Annotated in this window: 18 protein-coding genes; 13 read left to right on the top strand and 5 right to left on the bottom strand. The window is 66.1% G+C overall.

What is annotated here, in order from left to right:
* Nucleotides 1-6: 6 nt before the first annotated feature.
* The 3 genes from ACLH0K_RS13265 to ACLH0K_RS13255 all read right to left on the bottom strand — a co-directional run bounded on the left by ACLH0K_RS13265 (nt 7) and on the right by ACLH0K_RS13255 (nt 3,380).
* A complete protein-coding gene (locus tag ACLH0K_RS13265; protein ID WP_411374027.1) occupies nt 7-798 on the bottom strand; it encodes an amino acid ABC transporter permease in 792 nt (263 codons plus the stop codon).
* A 129-nt stretch (nt 799-927) separates the two neighbouring features.
* On the bottom strand, nt 928-1,731 hold the full coding sequence (locus tag ACLH0K_RS13260; protein WP_411374026.1) for an ABC transporter substrate-binding protein: 804 nt from the start codon (nt 1,729-1,731) through the stop codon (nt 928-930).
* Between the two features lie 242 nt (nt 1,732-1,973).
* Nucleotides 1,974-3,380, bottom strand: coding sequence for an isochorismate synthase MenF (locus ACLH0K_RS13255; protein ID WP_411374025.1), 1,407 nt, complete (start codon nt 3,378-3,380; stop codon nt 1,974-1,976).
* A 114-nt stretch (nt 3,381-3,494) separates the two neighbouring features.
* Here ACLH0K_RS13255 and ACLH0K_RS13250 point away from each other — a divergent pair, with 114 nt between their 5' ends.
* The 4 genes from ACLH0K_RS13250 to ACLH0K_RS13235 all read left to right on the top strand — a co-directional run bounded on the left by ACLH0K_RS13250 (nt 3,495) and on the right by ACLH0K_RS13235 (nt 7,991).
* The gene (locus ACLH0K_RS13250) at nt 3,495-4,271 is read left to right on the top strand and encodes a demethylmenaquinone methyltransferase (RefSeq protein ID WP_411374024.1); all 777 of its coding nucleotides are present in this window, start codon (nt 3,495-3,497) and stop codon (nt 4,269-4,271) included.
* Between the two features lie 4 nt (nt 4,272-4,275).
* Nucleotides 4,276-5,607, top strand: a complete 1,332-nt coding sequence (locus ACLH0K_RS13245) for a geranylgeranyl reductase family protein (RefSeq protein WP_411374023.1) — start codon at nt 4,276-4,278, stop codon at nt 5,605-5,607.
* Entirely contained in the window at nt 5,604-6,704 is a 1,101-nt protein-coding gene (locus ACLH0K_RS13240) for a polyprenyl synthetase family protein (RefSeq protein ID WP_411374022.1), read from the top strand. The genes ACLH0K_RS13245 and ACLH0K_RS13240 overlap by 4 nt, the downstream gene beginning before the upstream one ends.
* A gap of 435 nt (nt 6,705-7,139) precedes the next feature.
* Nucleotides 7,140-7,991 carry a DUF559 domain-containing protein gene (locus ACLH0K_RS13235; RefSeq protein ID WP_411376479.1) on the top strand — a complete coding sequence of 284 codons (852 nt, stop codon included), beginning with the start codon at nt 7,140-7,142 and terminating at the stop codon, nt 7,989-7,991.
* Between the two features lie 119 nt (nt 7,992-8,110).
* Here ACLH0K_RS13235 and ACLH0K_RS13230 read toward each other — a convergent pair whose 3' ends face one another.
* Nucleotides 8,111-8,533 (bottom strand): hypothetical protein, encoded by a 423-nt coding sequence (locus tag ACLH0K_RS13230; RefSeq protein WP_411374021.1) that lies wholly within the window; start codon nt 8,531-8,533, stop codon nt 8,111-8,113.
* A 13-nt stretch (nt 8,534-8,546) separates the two neighbouring features.
* Entirely contained in the window at nt 8,547-9,212 is a 666-nt protein-coding gene (locus tag ACLH0K_RS13225) for a trimeric intracellular cation channel family protein (RefSeq protein ID WP_411374020.1), read from the bottom strand.
* A gap of 60 nt (nt 9,213-9,272) precedes the next feature.
* Here ACLH0K_RS13225 and ACLH0K_RS13220 point away from each other — a divergent pair, with 60 nt between their 5' ends.
* The 9 genes from ACLH0K_RS13220 (at nt 9,273) to ACLH0K_RS13180 (ending at nt 19,359) form a co-directional block, all read left to right on the top strand.
* A complete protein-coding gene (locus ACLH0K_RS13220) occupies nt 9,273-10,154 on the top strand; it encodes a sirohydrochlorin chelatase (RefSeq protein WP_411374019.1) in 882 nt (293 codons plus the stop codon).
* Between the two features lie 54 nt (nt 10,155-10,208).
* Nucleotides 10,209-11,954: a nitrite/sulfite reductase gene (locus ACLH0K_RS13215; protein ID WP_411374018.1), complete on the top strand. Its 1,746-nt coding sequence runs from the start codon at nt 10,209-10,211 to the stop codon at nt 11,952-11,954.
* Complete coding sequence (locus ACLH0K_RS13210; protein ID WP_411374017.1) at nt 11,954-12,745, top strand: phosphoadenylyl-sulfate reductase; 792 nt, start codon at nt 11,954-11,956, stop codon at nt 12,743-12,745. Before ACLH0K_RS13215 ends, ACLH0K_RS13210 begins: the two co-directional genes overlap by 1 nt.
* Nucleotides 12,742-13,689 carry a sulfate adenylyltransferase subunit CysD gene (gene cysD / locus ACLH0K_RS13205; RefSeq protein WP_411374016.1) on the top strand — a complete coding sequence of 316 codons (948 nt, stop codon included), beginning with the start codon at nt 12,742-12,744 and terminating at the stop codon, nt 13,687-13,689. The genes ACLH0K_RS13210 and cysD overlap by 4 nt, the downstream gene beginning before the upstream one ends.
* Complete coding sequence (locus ACLH0K_RS13200) at nt 13,689-15,095, top strand: sulfate adenylyltransferase subunit 1 (RefSeq protein ID WP_411374015.1); 1,407 nt, start codon at nt 13,689-13,691, stop codon at nt 15,093-15,095. The genes cysD and ACLH0K_RS13200 overlap by 1 nt, the downstream gene beginning before the upstream one ends.
* Nucleotides 15,096-15,227: 132 nt before the next feature.
* A complete protein-coding gene (locus ACLH0K_RS13195) occupies nt 15,228-16,394 on the top strand; it encodes an RtcB family protein (RefSeq protein ID WP_411374014.1) in 1,167 nt (388 codons plus the stop codon).
* Nucleotides 16,395-16,524: 130 nt separating this feature from the next.
* The gene (locus ACLH0K_RS13190) at nt 16,525-17,655 is read left to right on the top strand and encodes an ABC transporter substrate-binding protein (protein ID WP_411376478.1); all 1,131 of its coding nucleotides are present in this window, start codon (nt 16,525-16,527) and stop codon (nt 17,653-17,655) included.
* Nucleotides 17,656-17,681: 26 nt separating this feature from the next.
* Nucleotides 17,682-18,407, top strand: a complete 726-nt coding sequence (locus ACLH0K_RS13185) for an ABC transporter ATP-binding protein (RefSeq protein ID WP_411374013.1) — start codon at nt 17,682-17,684, stop codon at nt 18,405-18,407.
* A complete protein-coding gene (locus ACLH0K_RS13180; RefSeq protein ID WP_411374012.1) occupies nt 18,397-19,359 on the top strand; it encodes an ABC transporter permease in 963 nt (320 codons plus the stop codon). Before ACLH0K_RS13185 ends, ACLH0K_RS13180 begins: the two co-directional genes overlap by 11 nt.
* Nucleotides 19,360-19,454 lie beyond the last annotated feature (95 nt).

Below are 19,454 nucleotides of genomic sequence, written 5' to 3'. Positions count from 1 at the left end.
GCCTGCCTATCGCTTGGTCCGCGCGGAGCGGCTTTCGAACTTCCGGGCCAGGAGGCTCAGCGGGATGGTGATGACCAGGTAGAAGGCGCCGGCCACCAGCAGCGGCGTCAGGCCGGCACCCAGGCTGGAGATGCCGTCGCGGCCGAACTTGGTGAGCTCGTACTGTGAGGCGGTCAGGCCCAGCACGTAGATCAGCGACGAGTCCTTGGTCAGCAGGATGATCTCGTTGGTCAGCGGCGGCAGGACGATCTTGAACGCCTGCGGGATCACGATGGTGACCATGGCCCGCCACTGCGGCATGCCCAGGGACCGGGCGGCTTCCATCTGCCCCTTGGGGACGGCCTGCAGGCCGGCGCGGAGGGTTTCGGCGATGTATGCCGAGGCCACCATGCCCAGCGAGATCATCACGATCACCGTGACGTTCCAGGAGACGCCGAAGGCCAGCGGGACGCCGTAGCCGAAGGCGATGAACACCAGCAGGGCGGGAATGCCGCGGAAAAACTCGATGTAGCCGGTGGCGATCCAGCGGTAGAGCGGGAAGCTGGAGAGCTTCATCAGAGCCAGCAGCAGGCCGCCGGACAGGCCCACGATGAAGCCCAGGAAGGTGTAGACCAGGGTGTTGACCAGGCCGGTGGTGAAGATGTCGGGGAACATCGGCCCGATCTTGGCGAAGTTGAAGACGCTGTTGCCAATCGTCTCCCAGTCCGTGGCCAGGACCAGTGCGGCGATGGCCACCACAAAGATTCCGGCCTGGACGTAGAGGCTTACTCTGGCCCGCTGACGTGCGGTCATTGCCATGGGTTGCTCACATTCGTTATGCGTGGCTGGGGCCCCGGACTGCGGTGGCAGCGTGTCCGGGGCCCCAACTGCGTGGTTCTCAGGGCCGCGAAGGCCCCGGGGTGAAGGACACCCCGGGCCTGCGTTCTGCTACTTGGCGGTCTCGCCGAACCAGGTGGTCTTGAACTTCTCCAGCGAGCCGTCCTCCTCCAGGCGTTCCAGCGTGCCATTGACCTTCTCGAGCATTGCGGTGTTGCCCTTCTTGACGGAGATGCCCAGCTGCTCGCCGGTGGCAAAGTCCTCAACGCTCTTGAACTTGGGGTCGTCCTTGATGGCGTAGCCCAGCACGGACTGGTTGCCCAGGGCGGCGTCGATGGTGCCGGCCTGCAGTGCCTGGACCAGGAGCCCGGTGTCCTCGAACTGCTGTGCTTCGATGCCCTTCTCCTCGGCGTAATCTGCGCCGGTGGTGGCCTGCTGGACGCCCACCTTCTTGCCCTTGGCGCTGTCCAGGCCGGTGATGCCGGAATCTTCACTGGCCACAAGGGTCAGGTCGTCATCCAGGTAGGGGTCGGAGAAGTCCATGACGGACTTGCGGGTGTCCGTGATGGAGATCGAGGAGATGCCGAGGTCGCACTGGGTCAAGGCGGTGCCGGTTTCGATGGCCTCAAAGGAGCTGTCCACGATGCTGAGCTCGGCGCCGAGGTCCTTGGCAACTTCCTTGGCGATATCCACGTCAAAGCCGACCGTTTCGCCGTCCTTCTCGAACTCGAACGGCTCGTAGGGGATGTCTGAGCAGACAGTGAGCTTGCCTGCGTTGATCAGCTGGACGCCGCCCTCGGAAGCGGCGGGGGCGGAGTTGCCGCCGCCGCACGCCGTGAGGGTGAGGGCGCCGGCGGCGAAGAGTGCTGCTGCCTTGGCGGTCATTTTGGCCGTAGCCAGGGACTTGAGCTGCATAATTCTTACCTTTTGTTGCAGGGGTATGCGGTACTAAATCGGTTCATAGTGTAGCGCCGATTATGAGATGTGCATCACAGGAAACTAAGTTTCACTATTGGATAACTAAATCACACAACAAATCAAGCGTGTCGTGATGCGAGTTGTCTCCCATGCCAGACTCCTTACCCAACTGAGTAGCGCCAACTGTCGTTTAGCACCATCAAAACGACAGTTCGCGCTACTCAGTTGGGAATGCCGGGTCAGCTGTTGATGCCCAGGGCCTCGAGCATCGGCCGGAACTTCGCCCACGTCTCCGCAAGTTCAGCCTCGGGTTGCGAACCGTCAACAATCCCGCAGCCGGCATACAGCCGCACGGTGTCCGGGGCCTCAATGACCGCCCCGCGCAGGGCGATACCCCATTCCCCGTTGCCCGCGGCATCCAGCCAGCCCACCGGCCCGGCATAGGGCCCCCGGTCCAGGTGCTCCAGCTTGCGGATCAGCTCGCCTGCCACCTGGGTAGGGGTTCCGCAGACGGCTGCAGTCGGATGCAAAGCGTTGATCAGCGCCAGGCAGGTGGGCACGTGGCCTTCAACCTCGGTGAGTTCCGCCTTGACGTCGGATGCCAGGTGCCACACATTGGGCAGTTCCAGGATGAACGGCTCGTCGTGCGCGTTCATCGCCTCCGAAAACGGGGCCAGCTGGGTGGTCAGCGACTGGATCGCGATGTCATGCTCGTGCCGTTGCTTCTCGGAGCCGGCGAGCACCCGCGTGGCGTAGTCCATGGGGAGGCCGTCCTCGCCGTGGGCGTCCCGCCGGTCAAGGGTCCCCGCCAGTACCCTGGCCTGCGCGGTCCTGCCCTCTACCTGGATCAGCATCTCGGGGGTGGCTCCCACCAGGCCGTCGACCCCGTACGTCCAGCATTCGCGGTACTGGGCCGCGAGCTCACGCAGCACTTGGGACGCGTTGACGCCTCCGGGGACCGTTGCCACCACGTCGCGCGCCAGCACCAGCTTTTCCAGCGCCCCCGTGCGGATCTCCTCCACCCCGGCAGTCACGGCTTCCATCCACGCTTCCTCGCTCAGGGATCCCGTGTGCAGCGTGGCGCCGGCCGCCAGGGGCAGCGGGCGTACGACGGCGCCGCCTCCGGCAGCAGGAGCGGCACCAAAGGTGGCGTCCCCGGCGGAGTCCGCTGCCGCCGTCGTTGTTCCTGCGGCCGGGACGCCGGCGAATGCCGCGGGGCCGGCCAGCCAGCGGTCCAGGGCGGCGAGGGCGCCCGCCGTGGTGAGCTCGCCGCCGTCGAAGGTTAACTGCGTCACCCATGCCTGGTTGTCGCGCACGCCCACCACAAGCTCCGGCACGATCAGCCGCGACTCATACGGCGAGGCTTTGGAAAAGGCGAAGGAGCCGAAGGCCAGGGGGCCGGTGCCGGGCAGCTCAACCGGGTCGGTGATGTCGGCTTCGATGACCAGGTGGCGCCACCAGATATCGGCCTCCAGGAACCGCTCCGGGCCGGTGGCCCTGAAGCGCGCAATCTCGCCGAACCCGGCCAGGCCCGACTCTCGCCGGGTCCAGCAGAGGACGTCGTCACGGACCAGGAACGATGGCAGCCCCCCGGCAAAATTTCGGCCATCAAGGGGGACTGTCAAGGTGCGGAGCGTGCTCGTCATGATTGCTCCACAGTACTTGAAAGTACTTAATATGCTGCCTCCCCGGATGAGCAGGCTTGCGCTGCCCTGTTCCCGGTGGTCGGGGCCCTGCCGAAGTTTTGAGACAATGTCATGGTGAACCGAGCATCCTTGGATAAGCGTCCGGACGAAGTAGCCACGATGTTTGACGACGTCGCACCCAAGTACGACGTTGTAAACGATGTCCTTTCGATGGGGCAGACGCGCCGGTGGCGCAAGGTCGTGGTGGAAGCCATGGAGGTCTCCAAGGGCCAGCGCGTCCTGGACCTGGCGGCCGGGACCGGAACGTCCAGCGAGCCATACGCCGATGCCGGCATTGACGTAGTGGCCTGCGATTTCTCACTCGGCATGCTGAAGGTGGGCAAACGCCGCCGCCCGGACATCAACTTCGTGGCCGGTGACGCCACCAACCTGCCGTTCGCAGACAACTCCTTCGACGCCACCACCATCTCCTTCGGCCTGCGCAACGTCAACGAGCCCAAGAAGGCGCTGCAGGAGATGCTCCGCGTCACCAAGCCCGGCGGACGCCTGGTCATTGCCGAGTTCTCCCAGCCCGTGGTGCCGCTGTGGCGCACCATGTACACCGAGTACCTGATGCGCGCTCTTCCGGCGATTGCCACCAAGGTGGCCTCCAACCCGGACGCCTACGTCTACCTTGCCGAGTCCATCCGTGCCTGGCCGGACCAGGACAACCTGGCCGCCTGGCTGCAGGAAACCGGTTGGGAAGACGTCACCTACCGGAACCTGACCGGCGGCATCGTGGCGGTGCACCGCGCGTTCAAGGCTGCAGGGAAAACGTCCGACGGCGGTGCTGCCGCCATCGCCGCGCACAAGGGGCCGGTGGCCAAGCTGCGCCGCAACATCGCCCGCTGACCGGATGAAGGTACTGATTGTCGGCGCAGGGCCGGCCGGATCCACCGCTGCGTATTATCTCGCCAAAGCCGGCATCGAAGTCACGGTGCTGGAAAAGACCAGCTTCCCGCGCGAAAAGGTGTGCGGCGACGGCCTGACGCCGCGTGCCGTCCGGGAGATCCAGAAGCTGGGCCTGCCGCATCCGGAACATGACGGTTGGCGGCGCAACAAAGGCTTGCGCCTGATCGCAGGCGGCCGGACCATCGAGCTGGCGTGGCCCGAGGTTTCGGACTTTCCGCAGTACGGCCTGATCCGCACCCGGCTGGGCTTCGACGAGGAGCTCGCCCGGCATGCCCAGTCCGCCGGCGCAACCATCCTCGAGCGGCACAGCGTCACCGACGCCCTGCGCTCGGAGGACGGCCGCGTGACCGGTGTCCGCGCAGCGCTCCTGGACGAGTCCGGCCGCAAGACGGGCGAGACGCGCGACTTCAGTGCCGACGTCGTACTCGCTGCTGACGGAAACTCCACCCGAACAGCCGTGTCCCTCGGCGTCCAAAAACGCGACGACCGCCCCCTCGGCGTGGCCGTCCGCACGTACTTTACGTCGCCGCGCACGGACGACGACTGGATGGAAGGCTGGCTGGAGCTGCCCGGCCGCGACGGCAAGCTGCTGCCCGGCTACGGCTGGGTCTTCGGCGTCGGCGACGGCACCTCCAACGTGGGCCTGGGCATCCTGAATTCCTCCAAGGAGTTCGGCAAGCTCGACTACAAGCAGGTCCTGCGCGAATGGACCGCAGGCATGCCCGCCGAGTGGGGCTTCACCCCGGAGAACCAGGTGGGCGAGATCCGCGGCGCCGCCCTGCCCATGGGCTTCAACCGCACCCCGCACTACTCGCCCGGCCTGCTGCTCCTGGGCGACGCCGGCGGCATGGTCTCCCCGTTCAACGGCGAGGGAATCTCCTACGCCATGGAGTCCGCACGCTTCGCCGCGGAGTTCATCATCGACGCCTCTGCCCGCTCGGCTTCCTCGGGCGGAACGTACGACGCCGACGCGCACCTTGCCCGGTACGCGGACTACGTGCGGGAACAGTGGGGACGCCACTTCACGCTGGGCCGGGTGTTTGCCGCGCTGATCGGCAAGCCCGCCGTCATGAAGCTCGCGCTCCGGACCGGCATGCCTGTACCGGTCCTGATGCGCTTTGTGGTCCGGTTGCTGGCCAACCTCACGGACCCGTCGGCGAAGGGCATCGAGGACCGGATGATCCGGGTCCTCGAGGCGCTGGTCCCGGCCACATCCAATACCCCGTCGGCTTCGAACCAGCGGTATCCGCAACAAAAAGTTAGGGTTAACCCGTGACCAAACCCGCAGAACACAGCTGGACCCACGCCGGACACGGCATGACCGACGCTGAACCAAGCCTCAACACCAGCGCCATCGCCACCGGACTCCAGCTGCCCGCAGGTTTCGCCGCCATCGCCGAGGATGCCGAACTGGGCCCCGCCCTCACCAACAACCTGGCCCGGGTGGAGAAAAAGCTCCGCGAAGCCATCGCGAACTCCGATCCCCTGGCAGACGCAACGTCGCGTCACCTGGTGGAAGCCGGAGGCAAGCGCATCCGCCCGCTGCTGACCCTGCTCTGTGCCCACCTCGGAGACGCGTCCCTGCCCGCCGTGGTGCAGGCCGCCGTCGTGGTTGAACTGACGCACCTGGCAACCCTGTACCACGACGACGTCATGGACTCCGCACCGTTCCGCCGCGGGGCCCCCACCGCGCATGAGGTATGGGGCAATTCGGTGGCCGTGCTAACCGGGGACCTGATTTTCGCCCGTGCCTCCATCCTGGTGTCCGAGCTCGGCGGCCGGGCGCTGGGCATTCAGGCCCGGACCTTCGAACGGTTGTGCCTGGGCCAGCTCCATGAAACCGTAGGACCGCGGCCGGACGAGGACCCGGTGGAGCACTACCTCTCTGTGATCGCGGACAAGACCGGCTCGCTCGTTGCCGCCTCAGGGCAGCTCGGCGCCATCTTCTCCGGGGCTGATGAGGCCTACGAAGACGTCCTGGTGGAATACGGCGAGAAGGTTGGTGTGGCATTCCAGCTCGCCGACGACGTCATCGACGTGACCGGAGTGAAGGTGAAGTCCGGCAAGTCCCCGGGAACCGACCTGCGCGAAGGCGTTCCCACCCTGCCCGTCCTGCTCCTGCGCAAGGCTGCCGGGAATGGTGACCAGTCCGCCGTCGAACTCCTCGAGCTGTTGGACGGCGACCTCACCTCAGACGAAGCACTTGCCGAAGCCGTGGCCGGACTGCGCGAGCACCCGGTGACCGCGGAATCCTGGGTTGTGGCACGCCAGTGGGCTGACGAAGCGATTGCCGCGCTGGCCCCCCTGCCTGAGGGCGTGGTCAAGGAATCGCTGTCCAACTTCGCACTGGCCGTGGTGGACCGCGCCAGTTAGTTTTCCTTCCTGGTGCCCGGCTCCTCCGTGGGGCCGGGCATTTTTCTGGTGTCGGGTGCTTTAAACGGGACAGCCCCGGTCCTCGGCAACTGGGTTGCTCTGAACCGGGGCTATCTCTCCGTTCGCATCAGACCCGCCGGAGGCGTTTAGCGGATCCGGAAACAGCATATGACACATCTGTTACAGAAAGCAAGCCGGGTGTGACTATATCTGTCACACCACTTTTCCCCGGTGTTGTCGGCCTATTTGCGTGACTCTTGGGCTGCCAGCGCCGTGGAGCGTCCGGAACTGCAAGAACTAACGCTGGTGCTACGACTAAAAGTCGCGCATTCCGGTGGGGTGCACCTGGAAGATTCCCGCCCGGATTGTCCACATACCGCCTCGCCGGCCTCGTGACGCTCTGGCGGCGTCTGGAGTGTGGAGTTCGTGGACATCATGAATTACATCAACAGGCACGGCGGCGCTGTCCGGGCCCTCCAGTTAAAGAAGGCCGGTTTTCCCCGTGCCGTCATCAGTCAAGCTGTAGCCACCGGAATATTGCTCAAGGTGCGGCGGGGAATCTACGCGATGCCGGCCGCCACCGACCTCAGTGCCGCTTTAGGCGCCGGCGGGCGGCTGACCTGCCTTTCGGCGGCGCCGGTGTACAGCCTGTGGACACTTCGTGCCGCCGACTCTGTGCATATCTGTCGTAGCCATCCCACCAGGACACCCGCTCTGACGGACCACGGCCGTCCCAAGCATCCGCGGCACGCGTGGCTGCCGGTTGTTGGGCTTGCGGACGTACTGCTTCACGCGCTCCACTGCCTGCCTGAGTTTGAGGCCCTCGTCATGGTGCAGTCGGCAGTTGGTTCCGGCAGCATTTCCCTGGACTTCCTCTACGCACGGTGCCAGGGGCGCCGGAACGGCAAGGTCCGGTCGATCTTGAACCTCGTGATTCCGAGGGCGGACTCAGTCCTTGAGGTCCTGGCGAACGCGCACTTCAGCAGGGCTGGCCTCAGAATCAGGAGGCACGTCTTCATCGAGGGTGTCGGCGAAGTGGACTTCCTGGTGGAGGAGTGCCTCGTGGTCGAGACGGACGGGTCCACCCATTTCGAGCGCAAGTCGGTGAAGAAGGATCAACGCCGCAACAACCAAAGCATCATCGGAGGCTACCTGGTGCTGCGCTACTACTACGAGGACGTTGTCCACCATCCCGAGGCCATGGTGGCCGAGGTGAAGGCCGTACTGACTCTGTGGCGGAACGGCGGGACACCGGCACGTCGGGCCAGCACGTACCCAATTGCGTGACTTTTGGACCAGCCCAGCCGGCATGGCCGGAGGAACCCAAGCCAACGGGCGGGCGCAGGCCTATAAGTGACGAATTCCGGCCAGCGGCTGTCAAAGTGCCCGGGAAGGACGGGAGGGACCTACTCCTCGTCCTCGAAGGCCCACTCGAACATGTCGAAGACGAATTCGGAGAAGGTGCCTTCCTCGGACTTCCACTGGCCGCGGGCGTTGTTGCGGCGGTACACGATCGGGTCCGGAATGCTGAGGTCGCCCACACGGAAACCCCAGGTGTACTCCTCGTCCTCGTCCTCGAGGAACATCAGGAAGCCTTCGTCGTCGACCTCAAGCTCGTCCGGGTCCCAGAAGTAGTGGTAGGCCTCCATGAGGTCCTCGCAGCCGCCAAGGGCCAGGTAGAACTCGCGCAGGACCAGCGGAATCTGGAATTTGTGTTCGGCCAGGGCCGCCTCGAGTTCTTCAGGGGACAGACCGTCCTCTACCTGCCATTCATCCTCGAGATACTTCGGAACCAGCGCACGGAATTTCTCGAGGAACATGTCAGTCATGGTCATATCCTAGCTAATCGCCGCCCCGCGATTTGCGGGCCTCAGGCGCCCGGTGCCAGCCGCGGACGGCAAGCGGAACATACCAGTGACGGCGCCACGCCACCACCCGGAAAGTGAAAACCACAGCCGCCACCAGGCAGGCGGTGACAGCGTTGAAAGTGCCGGTCACCCACAGCACGGAGGTCAGGGCCGCACCCGAGAAGGCAGGCAGGGCATAGAGGTCCCGGTTATCGAACAGCTGCGGCACTTCGTTCGCTGTGATGTCGCGCAACAACCCGCCGCCCACCGCGGTGGCCACGCCCAGCAGGACCGCGGCCAGCGGGTTCACCCCGAACGAGAGTGCCTTCAAAGTCCCCGTGATGCAGAACAGTCCGAGTCCGCCGGCGTCGAAAAGCACCAAAAGGGAAGTGAAGCGCTGCACACTGGAATACAGGAAGTACACCAAAACCGTGGCCAGCAGCGGCGGCACCAGGTAGGCAGGATTGGTGAAGGCGGCGGGAACAGTATTTAGGATGATGTCGCGGATCACGCCGCCACCCAGTGACACCAGCGAAGCCAAAAGCAGCGAACCCAGGAAGTCAAACTGCTTTCGCGCTGCCAGCAGGGACCCCGAGACGGCGAAGAAGAAGACGCCGGCCAGGTCCAGCCACACCAGGGCGATGTCAAAAGGGAATGTCATGGGGCGTCCCGGTGGTTCAAGAAGGGCGGACAGGACGGCTCCAACGTTACGCTAGCCCCTATGAACAGCCCCATCATGATCGCCTGCGCCCACGGGACGTCCAACGAGCAGGGGGCGGCTGAGGTCAACGCCCTGCGCGCCGCCATCGCCAAACTACGCCCGGGGCTCGACGTCAGGGAAGCGTACGTGGACGTCCAGCAGCCCGATCTGGTGGACGTGGTGGCCGGCCTGCCGGAGGGGGAGTCCGCCGTCGTGGTGCCCCTGCTGCTCAGCGTGGGCTACCACGTGAAGGTGGACATCGCGCGGGCAGTGAAGAGCCGACCGGGCAGTGCGGCGGCCGCGCCTTTGGGCCCGGACCCGCGGCTGGCGGCACTGCTCGACCAGCGCCTGCGCGAGGCCGGCGTCACGGACAACGACGTGCTGGTGCTGGCTGCCGCGGGTTCTTCCAACCCGAACGCGGCAAAGAGCGTGGAGCAACTCCTCGGCCAGCTCGGCCAGCTGCGTTCCAACCGGATGGTCGCCGCGTACGGTGCGTCCGCCAAGCCTTCAGTGCCCGACGCCGTCGCGATGCTTCGGGAGGAACTCGCCGGAGGTGCCGGGGCGGGGGAGTCCGCGGGAGGTGTCGACGTCGGCGGGCGGGTGGTGATTGCCTCCTACCTCCTGGCGCCGGGCTACTTCCACGACCAGCTGGCCAAGGCGGGTGCCGACGTCGTGACAGAGCCCCTCCTGCCGTCCCGCGTCATTGCCGAAATTGCCCTGGAAAGGTACGACGCAGCCGTCGCGAAAGCTGCGGAAGCGGCAACCGCGGCACCCGCGAAAGCGCCTGCAGCGGGCGCTGCCAGCGGTCCGGACCAGGCCCCCTCGACAGGTGGAACCGATGCACAGCAGGGTGGCCTGATCAAGGCCGTCCGGCGTTTCGTGACGAAATATTTCCCTAGGTGACTTAGCGTTTCCGGGCCTTTGTGACGCAATTCCGGCGGGACCTACAGTCGATGCATGACTGATACAGCTCTAGCCGGAGCGTCCGCGGACTCCGCTGCCCCCAAGCGCCCCGCCCGCCCGTCCCGTCCCGCTGCAAAGCCCCACGGTCAGTGGAAAGTGGACGGCAAGACGCCGCTGAACGCCAACGAAACCTGGAAGCAGGAAGACGACGGCCTCAACGTGCGCGAGCGTATCGAGACCATCTACGCCAAAGAGGGCTTTGACGCCATCCCCGGCCAGGACCTGCACGGCCGGTTCCGCTGGTGGGGCCTTTACACCCAGCGCAAGCCCGGGATCGACGGCGGCAAGACCGCAACCCTCGAGCCGCACGAGCTCGAGGACAAGTACTTCATGCTGCGCGTGAGGATCGACGGCGGCGCGCTCACCACCGAGCAGCTGCGCGTCATCGGCCAGATTTCCGTGGACTTCGCCCGGGACTCCGCCGACCTCACCGACCGCCAGAACATCCAGCTGCACTGGATCCGCGTCGAGGACATCCCCGAGATCTGGAACCGGCTGGAGGGCGTCGGCCTGTCCACAACCGAGGCCTGCGGCGACGTTCCGCGCGTCATCCTGGGTTCGCCCGTAGCCGGCATCGCCAAGGACGAGATCATCGACCCCACTCCGTTGATAGAGGAGCTGGGGGAGCGGTTCATCGGCAACCCGCTGCTGTCCAACCTGCCGCGCAAGTACAAGTCCGCCATCACCGGCCACCCCAGCCAGGACGTGGTGCACGAGATCAACGACTTCGCCCTGGTGGGCGTCCGCCACCCGGAGCTGGGCGTCGGTTACGACCTCTGGGCCGGCGGCGCGCTGTCCACCAACCCCATGCTGGGCAAGCGCCTCGGCGCGTTCGTCAAGCCCGAGCAGGCAGCGGACGTGTGGCTCGGCGTCACCAGCATCTTCCGCGACTACGGCTACCGGCGCATGCGCACCAAGGCCCGCCTGAAGTTCCTGATGGCCGACTGGGGCCCGGAGAAGTTCCGCCAGATCCTCGAGGACGAATACCTGGGCTACAAGCTGGCCGACGGCCCCGCCGCGCCCAAGCCCACCACCCCCGGTGACCACGTGGGCGTGCACGAGCAGAAGGACGGCAAGTTCTTCATCGGCGCCACCCCGGTTGCCGGCCGCCTGTCCGGCGCCGCGCTGGTCAAGCTCGCGGATACCCTGGAGGCCCGCGGTTCCTACCGCCTGCGCACCACCCCGCACCAGAAGCTCGTTGTCCTGGACGTCGAGAAGGACCACGTGGAGCCGCTGGTGGCCGAACTGGACGCCCTGGGCCTGTCCGCCCGCCCGTCCGTGTTCCGCCGCGGCACCATTGCCTGCACGGGGATCGAATACTGCAAGCTGGCCATCGTGGAGACCAAGCACACCGCCGCCACTGCCGTGGCCGAGCTGGAGCGCCGCCTCGCTGACCTCGCAGAGTCCGGCGAACTGCCGCAGGCGCTGTCCCTGCACATCAACGGCTGCCCCAACTCCTGCGCCCGCATCCAGACGGCGGACATCGGCCTCAAGGGCATGATGCTTCCCACGCCCGACGGCGATCCCTCCCCGGGCTTCCAGGTCCACCTGGGCGGCGGGCTGGCCAACAACAACCGCGAGGAAGCAGGCCTGGGCCGCACCGTCCGCGGCCTCAAGGTCTACGTCGACGATCTGCCCGACTACGTCGAGCGCGTGGTCCGCACGTTCGTGGCCCAGCGCGCCGAAGGCCAGACCTTCGCAGAGTGGGCCCACGCAGCAGACGAGGAGGCACTCCAGTAATGAGTAAGCACGCACTCGGAGTAGACCCGGTGGTTGCGCCGGCCCAGGCTTCGGAGCAAGTGGAAGCCACAGTGGCCACCGCCGCCCCTAAGCTACGTAGCAAGGAAGAGCTGAAGGCCCTGGCCGAGGCCGGCGCTGCCGAGCTCGGCTGGGACGCCCCTGCCCGCGACGTCATCGCCTGGGTGGAGCGGAACTTCGAGATGCCGGCCGTCGCCGTCGCCTGCTCCATGGCCGACGCCGTGCTGCCCGCGCTGGTGGCGGACCAGATGCCCGGCGTCGACGTCCTGTTCCTGGAGACCGGCTACCACTTCCCGGAAACCTACGCCACGCGTGATGAGGTCGCCGCGAACCTCCGCGTCAACGTGGTGGATGTGCTTCCCGAAAACACCGTGGAGCAGCAGGACCGCCTCCTCGGCAAGAACCTGTTCGCCCGGGACGCCGCCCAATGCTGCGCCCTCCGCAAAGTGGCCCCGCTGCAGCGCACGCTGTCCAAGTACGAGCTCTGGTTCACGGGTGTCCGTCGCGATGAGGCCCCCACCCGCACCAACACCCCGCTGGTCACGTGGGATGAGAAGAACGGCCTGGTCAAGGTCAACCCGATGGCCGCCTGGACGTTCGACCAGTTGGTCCAGTACTCCGACGACAACCTCCTGCCCGTCAACCCGCTCCTGTCCCAGGGCTACCCGTCCATCGGCTGCCAGCCCTGCACCCGCAAAGTGGCACCCGGCGAGGACCCCCGCGCCGGCCGCTGGGCAGGAACCAACAAGACAGAATGCGGACTACACGTATGAGCACTTCAGTAACCGAGGAGACCACCCAGGTGACCGACTCCGCCGTCTCAACCAGACTGAGCAGCCTGGACACCCTCGAGTCCGAGGCCATCCACATCATCCGCGAGGTTGTTGCCGAGTTCGAGAAGCCCGCCCTCCTGTTCTCCGGCGGCAAGGACTCCGTGGTGATGCTGCACCTGGCCACCAAAGCCTTCTGGCCTGGCAAGGTGCCGTTTCCGGTGCTGCACGTGGACACCGGCCATAACTTCCCCGAGGTCATCGATTTCCGCGACCGCACTGTTGAGCGCCTGGGCCTGAAGCTCGTGGTGGGTTCCGTACAGGAGTTCATTGACCGCGGTGAGCTCGCCGAGCGCGCCGACGGAACCCGGAACCCGCTGCAGACAGTCCCTCTGCTGGACGCCATCCAGCAGAACAAGTTCGACGCCGTGTTCGGCGGCGGCCGCCGCGACGAGGACAAGGCCCGCGCCAAGGAGCGCATCCTGAGCCTCCGCGACGAGTTCGGCCAGTGGGATCCGCGCAACCAGCGCCCCGAGCTGTGGAACCTGTACAACGGCCGCCACACGGTGGGCCAGCACGTCCGTGCGTTCCCCATCAGCAACTGGACCGAGCTGGACATCTGGCGCTACATCGAGCGCGAGAACATCGAGCTGCCCAGCCTGTATTACGCGCACGAGCGTGAAGTGTTCGCCCGGGACGGCATGTGGCGTGCCGTGGGCGAGGTGTCCCAGCCGCGCGAGGACGAGCAGGTCATCACCAAGACCGTCCGCTACCGCACTGTGGGCGACATGTCCTGCACCGGCGCTGTTGAGTCGAACGCCTTCACGGTGTCCGACGTGGTGGTGGAAGTTGCCGCCTCCACCCTGACCGAACGTGGCGCCACCCGGGCCGATGACCGCATTTCCGAAGCCGCCATGGAAGACCGCAAGAAGGACGGGTATTTCTAATGACCACCGAAGCAGTTCTCCCGGCGGACCTGGAGACAGCCCTGCCCACAACCCTTTTCCGTTTCGCCACCGCGGGATCGGTCGACGACGGCAAGTCGACTTTGGTGGGCCGCCTCCTTCATGATTCCAAGGCAATCCTGGCCGACCAGCTCGACGCCGTTGCCCGCACCTCCGCGGACCGCGGCTTCGGCGGCGACAAGGGCGGCATCGACCTGGCCCTCCTGACCGACGGCCTGCGCGCCGAGCGTGAACAGGGCATCACCATCGACGTCGCCTACCGCTACTTCGCCACCGACCGCCGCAGCTTCATCCTGGCAGACTGCCCCGGGCACGTGCAGTACACCAAGAACACGGTGACGGGCGCTTCCACTGCGGATGCCGTCGTCGTACTCATCGACGCCCGCAAGGGCGTGCTGGAGCAGACCCGCCGGCACCTGTCCGTGCTGCAGCTGCTGCGCGTGGCGCACGTGATTGTGGCCGTAAACAAGGTCGACCTGGTGGACTTCAGCGAGTCCGTATTCCGGGACATCGAGGCCGACGTGCAGCAGGTGGGCCGCGAGCTTGGCCTCGGCTCGGACGGCATCAGCGACCTGCTGGTCATCCCGGTGTCCGCGCTCGACGGCGACAACGTGGTGGAGCGCTCCGAGCGCACCCCCTGGTACACCGGCCCCGCGCTTCTCGAGGTCCTTGAGACCCTGCCCGCCGCCGACGAACTGGAAAGCCACCTGGAGAGCTTCCGCTTCCCGGTGCAGCTGGTCATCCGGCCGCAGGGCGCCCTGGCTCCCGACGCCGTGGCTACCGGCCTGGATTTGGAAGCCTACCGTGACTACCGTGCATACGCCGGGCAGATTACCGAAGGCTCGGTCAAGGTGGGGGACCAGGTGTCCGTGCTGACCCCCGGCCAGGATCCGCGCACCACCACCGTGGTGGGCATCGACTTTGCCGGCGCCTCGCTGAAGGAAGCCTCGGCACCGCAGTCGGTGGCCATTCGGCTGGCAGAGGAGTTCGACGTCGCCCGCGGCGACACCATCGCCGCCGCCGGCACCGTCCGCGAAGCCTCCGCCGACCTGTACGCATCGCTGTGCTGGCTGTCCCCGAAGCCGCTCCGCGAGGGCGCCAAGGTGCTGGTGAAGCACGGGACCCGCACGGTGCAGGCGCTGGTCCGCAACGTCAACGGCAAGCTGGACCTGTCCACGTTCAAGCTGGAGCAGGCCTCCACCCTGGAACTGAACGACATCGGCCACGCGCAGCTCCGGCTCGCCGCGCCGCTGCCGCTTGAGAACTACCTGCACCACCGACGCACCGGTGCGTTCCTGGTGATCGACCCGCTCGACGGCAACACCCTGGCCGCGGGCATGGTCAAGGACCACCCGGGCGACCACGAGGACGAGCGCTACAGCATCTAGTTTCCGCCGAAATCGCCGGAACGCTGCAAGGTCGCCGTATCGTTACGGCGATCCGGCAGCGATCCGGCAATTTGGCGTTTGCGGGGTTAGCCTTGATGCCACGTTAGTCCTGGCGAGGCGGAAGGCGGAACCGTGGAAACCATCAGCCCCAAGCTCCTGAACTGGGCGTCCATCCTTGATGGCCAGACCCGGGAGCAGGCCGTCAAGACCGCGAGCCTGCCTTTCATCTACCCGCACCTGGCCCTGATGCCGGACGCGCACCTGGGCAAGGGTGCCACGGTGGGCTCGGTCATCCCGACTCTGCGCGCCATAATCCCGGCGGCGGTGGGAGTGGACATCGGCTGCGGCATGATCGCCGTCCGCACCCAGTATTCGGTCAAGGATTTGCCGAAGGACCGGAAGCGGATCCGCGAGGACATTGAACGCGTCATCCCCCTGTCCGCCGGCCACAACAACAGGAAGGTCCTGGCCACGGCAGAGCCGCGGATTGCCGAGTTGAAAGAGCTTGCAGCCAAGGCAGGATTCAACCCGGCACAGTACGTTGAGAAATGGGAGCTGCAGCTGGGGTCCCTGGGCTCGGGCAACCACTTCATCGAGATCTGCGCCGATGAGGCCGACGACGTCTGGCTGTTCCTGCACTCCGGCTCTCGGGGGATCGGCAACAAGATCGCCCAGCACCACATCGGCGTTGCCCAGCACGTCAGCCGGAAGAACCAGGTCTACCTGCCGGACCCGGACCTGGCGTACCTGGATGAAGGCACCCCGCAGTTCGACCGCTACATGGCCGAGCTCCGCTGGGCCCAGCACTTCGCGCTGCTCAACCGCGAGGAAATGATGGACCGCGTCACCACCCAGTTCGGACACTGGGTGGGCGGGCCGGTGCAGGAACTCGAACGGATCAACTGCCACCACAACTTCACCCAGCAGGAGAACCATTACGGCAAGCCGGTGTGGGTGTCCCGCAAGGGGGCCATCAAAGCCGAGCACGGCGATCCGGGACTGATCCCGGGCTCGATGGGGACGGCGTCGTATGTTGTGGAAGGCCGTGGCAACGCTGCCTCGCTGAACTCCTCGCCGCACGGGGCCGGGCGGGAATACTCAAGGAACGCTGCACGGAAGGCCTTCACGCTGGAGGAACTGAAGCGCGCAATGCGGGGCATCGAGTTCCGGGCGTCCGAGGCGTTCATCGACGAAATCCCGGCCGCCTACAAGCCAATCGACCAAGTGATGCAGGACGCCGCGGACCTGGTGCTGGTACGGCACAAACTGCGCCAACTGGTCAACGTGAAAGGCAATTAAGACACCCGGAACGGCCGGCCGCGCGTCCAAATATGACGCTAGATGAACCTGCGTGACCCCCCGTTTAGGCTTCATTGAACGGGTTCAGGGCACTCCCTATGGTGAAACAATGACTAGTTCCAAGCCCGGGATGACCCGCATCGTGGCAGGCGAAAGCGCGGTACCCAAGCGCAAGCGCGCCATCGAGGCCGCCCTGGCTGTGGGACTGGTCCTGCTGATCGTGGTCGGCGCCGTGGTGGCATCCACCGTGTCGCGTAATACGGAGGCCCAGGCCGTTGCACCTACCCCAGCCGCAGAACTCAAGCTGGGTTACTTCGGCAACGTCACCCATGCTCCGGCGCTGGTCGGTATCAAGGAAGGCTTCCTCGCCGAAGCGCTTGGCAACACCGCGCTCAGCACCGAAACCTTCAACGCAGGCCCCGCCGCCATCGAGGCACTGAACGCCGGCGCTATCGACGCCGCCTACATCGGCCCCAACCCCGCCATCAACTCCTTCGCCAAGAGTTCCGGCGAGTCCGTCAGGATTATCGCCGGTGCCGCCGCGGGCGGCGCCCAGCTGGTCGTCAAGCCGGACATCAATTCCGCCGCGGACCTCAAAGGCAAGACCATCGCATCCCCGCAGCTGGGCGGTACCCAGGACGTGGCCCTCCGCGCCTGGCTTGCCGTCCAGGGCTATAAGACCAACGTGGACGGCAGCGGCGACGTCGCCATCAACCCAACCGAAAACGCCCAAAGCCTGAAGCTGTTCCAGGACGGAAAGCTCGACGGCGCGTGGTTGCCTGAGCCGTGGTCGTCCCGTCTGGTGCTCCAGGCCGGAGCCAGGGTGCTGGTGGATGAGAAGGACCTGTGGGACGGAACCGGGACCGGCAAGCCCGGTGAGTTTCCCACCACCGTCCTGATCGTGAACCAGAAGTTCGCGGCCGAACACCCGGACACCGTGAAGGCCCTCCTTGCGGGGCACGCGAAATCGGTGGCCTGGCTCAACGAGGCACCTGCCGAGCAGAAGGCCGGCGTCATCAACTCCGCCCTGCAGGAGTCCGCCGGCGCAGCGCTTGCTGATGACGTCCTGGCCCGGTCCCTCGCCAATATCACCTTCACCCTCGACCCGCTGGCGGGAGGGTACCCGCGGTTGCTGCAGGACGGCGTCGAAGCCGGTACCACCAAGCACGCAGACATCAACGGGCTCTTCGACCTCCGCGCCCTCAACGAGGTTGCCGGCGCCACCACCAAGATTTCAGCGGCCGGCCTCGGCCAGGACTGATCCACCCACTACCTAAGGACGGCACCATGCCAGTCGTACTGGAACACCTGGGCAAGCGCTTTGGCGACGGCGCCCCGGTACTGGACGACGTCAACGCCAATATCAAGCAGGGCGAGTTCGTTGCCCTCCTGGGTGCCTCCGGCTGCGGCAAGTCCACCCTGCTGAACATCATCGCGGGGCTGGAGGCGCCGACGTCGGGCGCCCTGGAAGTGCCCAGCGACGGTGCGGCCTTTATGTTCCAGGACGCCGCCCTCTTTCCATGGCTGACTGCCCGGGAGAACATCGAACTCGCCCTGAAGCTGCGCGGCGTGGGCAAATCGGAGCGCCGGGCGAAGGCACAGGAACTCCTGGAGCTGGTGCACCTCGGTGCGGCGGGGGACAAGCGCCCGCATGAACTGTCCGGCGGCATGCGGCAGCGCGTCTCGCTGGCGCGGTCGCTGGCCCAGGACCGGCAGTTGCTGCTCATGGACGAGCCGTTTGCCGCACTCGATGCCATCACCCGCGACCTGCTGCATGATGAACTTGAGCGGATCTGGAAGGAAACCGGGCGCACCATCGTCTTCGTGACCCACAACGTCCGTGAAGCCGTGCGGCTGGGCCAGCGCGTGCTGCTGCTTTCGTCCCGGCCCGGCCGCGTGGTCCAGGAGTGGGCTGTCACCGAGGCACACCGAACCGACGCCGGGCTCGCCGGCCAGCTGACCGGGGTCATCACCGCCCGGCTGCGGGAGGAGATTCGCCGCCATGCCAAGTAATCAGACACCCGTGGCCGAGACAGAACCGGTGGTTGAGCCTGTCGAAACCCGGCCGGCCGCTCACGTCCATGCGGCCTTAACGAGGACGTCCACCGGGAACGAGGACCTTCGGCAACTCGAATCGGGGCTGGACTCGCTGCAGTCCGACGCCGACCGCAAGCACCGCATTGAGTGGAGCCGGATCCTGCTGCCGATTGCGGCCCTGGCGGTCCTGATCCTGGTCTGGCAGTTCTATGTCTCGCTCGGAGTGAAGCGCCGCGACCTGGTGCCCGGGCCGCTGGATGTCATGACACAGATGGGCGTGCTCTGGAACGAGGGCAAGCTGCAGGAAGCTGTCTGGACCTCGCTGCAGCGCGGTCTCGTGGGCTTCCTGATTTCGGTGGCCATCGCCACCCCCGTGGGCCTGCTGCTGGCCCAAGTGGCACCGCTGCGCAGGGCGTTCGGTCCGCTCATCTCCGGGCTTCAGGTCCTGCCCTCCGTGGCCTGGGTGCCAGCCGCCATCATCTGGTTCGGCCTCACAGACGCCACCGTGTACTTCGTGGTGTTCATGGGCGCCATCCCGTCCATCATCAACGGCCTCATTTCCGGCGTGGACCAGATCCCGCCGCAATACCGCCGAGTCGGCACAGTGCTGGGTGCGTCCCGGCTGCAGATGGCGCTCCAGGTCATCCTTCCGGCCGCGCTGCCGGGTTACCTGGGCGGCCTCAAGCAGGGCTGGGCGTTTTCCTGGCGCTCGCTCATGGCCGCCGAAATCATCGCCGTGGGCGGCACTATCGGGTTCGGGCTCGGTTCGCTGCTCGACCAGGGCCGTATCCTGTCCGACATGACGGTGGTGATGTCCGCGATCCTGCTGATCCTCGCCGTCGGCATCCTGATCGAACTGCTGGTTTTCGGGCCTGTCGAGAAGCGCCTGCTGCGCCGCCGCGGCCTCCTCGCCGGCAGCACCCGGTAGGCTCACACAGCCTTTGCAAAGCCCGACGGCGACTTCCGCCGTCGGCTTTGCTGTGTTCAGCCACTGGTGCCCCATCCAGGGCGGGTATACCTTGA

The sequence above is a fragment of the Arthrobacter sp. MPF02 genome, assembly GCF_046605375.1.
Lineage (GTDB): Bacteria > Actinomycetota > Actinomycetes > Actinomycetales > Micrococcaceae > Arthrobacter.
The sequence above is the reverse complement of the archived record's forward strand: the minus strand, read 5'-3'. Positions and strand labels throughout refer to the sequence as shown.